3 protein-coding genes and 1 pseudogene are annotated in these 3,139 nt (G+C 69.6%); 2 read left to right on the forward strand and 2 right to left on the reverse strand.

What is annotated here, in order from left to right; translation table 11 throughout:
* Positions 1–362: 362 nt before the first annotated feature.
* Entirely contained in the window at positions 363–1,712 is a 1,350-nt protein-coding gene (locus FV230_RS26500; RefSeq protein ID WP_147729610.1) for an MFS family transporter, read from the forward strand.
* A 30-nt stretch (positions 1,713–1,742) separates the two neighbouring features.
* Here FV230_RS26500 and FV230_RS26505 read toward each other — a convergent pair whose 3' ends face one another.
* The gene (locus tag FV230_RS26505; protein WP_147844505.1) at positions 1,743–2,123 is read right to left on the reverse strand and encodes a glutathione S-transferase N-terminal domain-containing protein; all 381 of its coding nucleotides are present in this window, start codon (positions 2,121–2,123) and stop codon (positions 1,743–1,745) included.
* Positions 2,124–2,322: 199 nt separating this feature from the next.
* On the reverse strand, positions 2,323–2,880 hold the full coding sequence (locus FV230_RS26510) for a superoxide dismutase family protein (RefSeq protein WP_147729999.1): 558 nt from the start codon (positions 2,878–2,880) through the stop codon (positions 2,323–2,325).
* Positions 2,881–3,013: 133 nt separating this feature from the next.
* Here FV230_RS26510 and FV230_RS31035 point away from each other — a divergent pair.
* Positions 3,014–3,139 (forward strand): annotated as a pseudogene (locus FV230_RS31035) (S4 domain-containing protein); the annotation flags it as partial.

Genomic DNA, 3,139 nt, shown 5'->3' on the forward strand with positions numbered 1-3,139 from the left:
GGCCTTCGGCCAGGGCGGCCCCGCCGGCCCCGCCGCCGGGGCCGCCCTGGCCGAAGGCCGTGGCCGTGCCCAGCACCAGCACGGCGGCCGTCACCGTTCCGCGAAAGATCTTGTTCATGGCGCTCGATCCCGTCCCGTTATTGTTGAAAGGCCACGTCCGTCGCCGACCGACGAAGTCACCGCCCCGAAACGGTACAGTCCCGAAAAGCGTTCCGTCGGCGCGTGCCTCTCGGAGACGACGTGACACGGGCGGTGGGCATCCTCGTTCGCGCGCCCACGCGGCCTAGGCGGTCCCGGTCCCCGCCTGTAACGTCGCCCGTATCAAGAATGCACCGTCCGAACGACGGAGACAGGGAGCCAGCATGTCCGACTCGATCGGGATCGCGCCAACCGCCGAAGACGTGGCGGCCGACCGCAGCCGCCGCATCCGGGCGATCGTCGCCTCGTCGTCCGGCAACCTGGTCGAGTGGTACGATTTCTACTGCTACGCCTTCTTCGCGATCTACTTCGCGTCGTCGTTCTTCCCGAAGGGCGATTCCACCAGCCAGCTTCTCCAGACCGCCGGCATCTTCGCCGTGGGCTTCTTCATGCGGCCGATCGGCGGCTGGCTGTTCGGGCGCATCGCCGACCGCGTCGGGCGGCGGACCTCGATGGTCATCTCGGTCCTGATGATGTGCATTGGCTCGCTGTTCATCGGCCTGCTGCCCACCTACGAGACCGTGGGCGCCGCAGCCCCCGTGCTGCTGCTGCTGGCGCGCATGCTCCAGGGCCTCTCGGTCGGCGGCGAGTACGGCACCAGCGCCACCTACATGAGCGAGGTCGCGCTGAAGGGTCAGCGCGGATTCTTCGCCTCGTTCCAGTACGTGACGCTGATCGGCGGCCAGCTCCTGGCCTCGCTGGTGCTGATCGTGCTGCAGTTTGCGCTCACCGAGGCGCAGCTGCACAGCTTCGGCTGGCGAATCCCGTTCTTCCTCGGGGCGGTGGCCGCCATCGTCGCCCTCTACCTGCGGCGCTCGCTCGCCGAGACCGCGGGCTCCGACAAGGAGAACGCCGGCACCTTCTCCGAGCTCGCCAAGCATTGGCGCGCGTTCTGCGTGGTCCTAGCCTACACCGCCGGCGGCTCGCTGGTGTTCTACACCTTCACGACGTACATGCAGAAGTATCTCGTCAACACCGCGCATTTCGACAAGGGCACGGCCTCGCGCACGATGACCGCGGTGCTGCTGGTCTACATGATGGTCCAGCCGCTATTCGGTGCGCTGTCGGACCGGATCGGGCGCAAGGCCAACATGCTGCTCTACAGCGGCCTCGGCACGCTGATGGTGGTGCCGCTGATGACCGCGATCGGCGCGACGCAGGACCCCTACGTCGCCTTCGGCCTGATCACGCTGGGGCTGCTGGCGGTGAGCTTCTACACGGGGATCAGCGGCATCGTGAAGGCGGAGCTGTTCCCGACCAAGGTCCGCGCGCTCGGCGTCGGCCTGTCCTACGCCCTCGCCAACGCCACCTTCGGCGGCACCGCCGAATACGTGGCGCTGTGGTTCAAGGAGGCGGGGATGGAATCGAGCTTCTTCTGGTACGTCACCATCCTGCTCGCGATCGCCTTCGTCGCCTCGCTGATCATGCCGAACCCGAAGGTCCACGGCTATCTCGACGGTGACGGCACGGTGGAGGAGGCGCTCGGAGGCAAGCCGCGCCTGGCGCGGGCCTGAGCCCGGCCCTGCCGTCGCGCGGAATGCCCGTCAGGCCGTCCGGGACCGGTTCTTGAGCTCCATGTTCTCGCGGTAGAGGGACTGGAGGTTCTTGAAGACGCCGCCGAGATAGGCCTGGTAGGTCGGCAAGGCATCGGGCGCGACGCCGGCGCGCCCCGCGAAATGGGCGACGATGGCATCGGATTCGGTCGTGAACCGGCCGGGCGCAAGCTCGGCCGTCGGGAAGGTCACCGTCTCGACCGCCGGCGCGAGCCGGCTGCGGATCGACGTCTCCGCCGCGTCGCCGGGGACGAACTCGCGCAGGTCCGCCCGATCCAGCTGCCCGGTTTCGAGCAGGAACAGGCGGACCTTGAAGCAGAACGGGCAGCCCGCCTTCAGGTAGACGGTCGGCTTGAACGCGGCTTCGGTCATCGTCGGTCGTCCTCGTCGTCGAAGTGGGTCGGGCAGTCCCGCGGTAGCGGGCCGGAAGCGCTCGGCGGCGCGGCCGGGGACCGCGCCGCCGCGTCGGATCCGACCGATCCGCCGGTCGGCACGGGCCGGGACATCCCTCGCCGGGCGTCGGCCGTCTGTGACCGAGGGCCTCGTGCCCCTCAGCGGATCGTCGTGCGGGTCACTTGATCACCGCGCAGCCGATGCGGTTGCCGGCGCCGCCGATCGGCTGCGTGGTGTGGTCGTCCTCGTTGGCGTGGACGATCAGCGCCGAGCCGTCGCCGTCCTGGAGGCCGCCGTCGCCCGTCAGCGGCGTTTCGCTGGAGACCTCGGCGTTCACCGAGCCGTCGGCCGCCGCGTAGACGTTGGGCAGGTCGCCCTCGTCCGGGCCGTCGGGGTTGAGCAGGCCGTGCTTGCTCTGGTCGTGGTTCACGTGCGCCTTCGAGTTCATGAACTTGTCGGTGTCGGAGCAGTCGCCAACCGCGTGGAAGTGGATGCCGTGCCAGCCGGGCGGCAGGCCGCCGGCCTTGATCGCGATCCGCATCACCAGCGCGTTCGCGCCGTCGCGGATCGTCAGCGTCCCGATCGGCTCGCCCTTGTTGTTCTTGATCTCGCCGGTGAAGGTCTGGGGTGCGGCGGCCGGGGCCGACTCCGCGGCCGGCGGGGTCTGCGCGAGCGCTCCGGTGGCGCCGGATGCGAAGCCGACGAGGGCTGCGAGCAACGGCAGGGTGCGTGTCATGTGATGGCTCTCCTCTCCACGTCGGGCTAGTTAGGCCGTCATCCGGTCCTCCGACAGGGCTTTCTTCGATCGCGCCGCCCGGGCAGCCCGGCGGCCGGACCATTCGTGACCCCTTCCCCGTGAACCAGCCTCGATGACGCGCGACAGGATCAGGGCCGACCTCCTGCTGGTCGAGCACGGCCATTTCGAGAGCCGGGCGCGGGCGCAGGCCGCCATCGCCGCCGGCCTCGTGCGGGCCGACGGGCGCGCGGTCACCCGC

This window comes from Methylobacterium sp. WL6 (assembly GCF_008040095.1).
Classification (GTDB): Bacteria; Pseudomonadota; Alphaproteobacteria; order Rhizobiales; family Beijerinckiaceae; genus Methylobacterium.

What these genes read in the sequence shown, in the direction of transcription:
- FV230_RS26500 (WP_147729610.1), top strand. Translation starts at nt 363, where the DNA reads ATGTCCGACTCGATCGGGATCGCGCCAACCGCCGAAGACGTGGCGGCC.
- FV230_RS26505 (WP_147844505.1), bottom strand. Translation starts at nt 2,123, where the DNA reads ATGACCGAAGCCGCGTTCAAGCCGACCGTCTACCTGAAGGCGGGCTGC.
- FV230_RS26510 (WP_147729999.1), bottom strand. Translation starts at nt 2,880, where the DNA reads ATGACACGCACCCTGCCGTTGCTCGCAGCCCTCGTCGGCTTCGCATCC.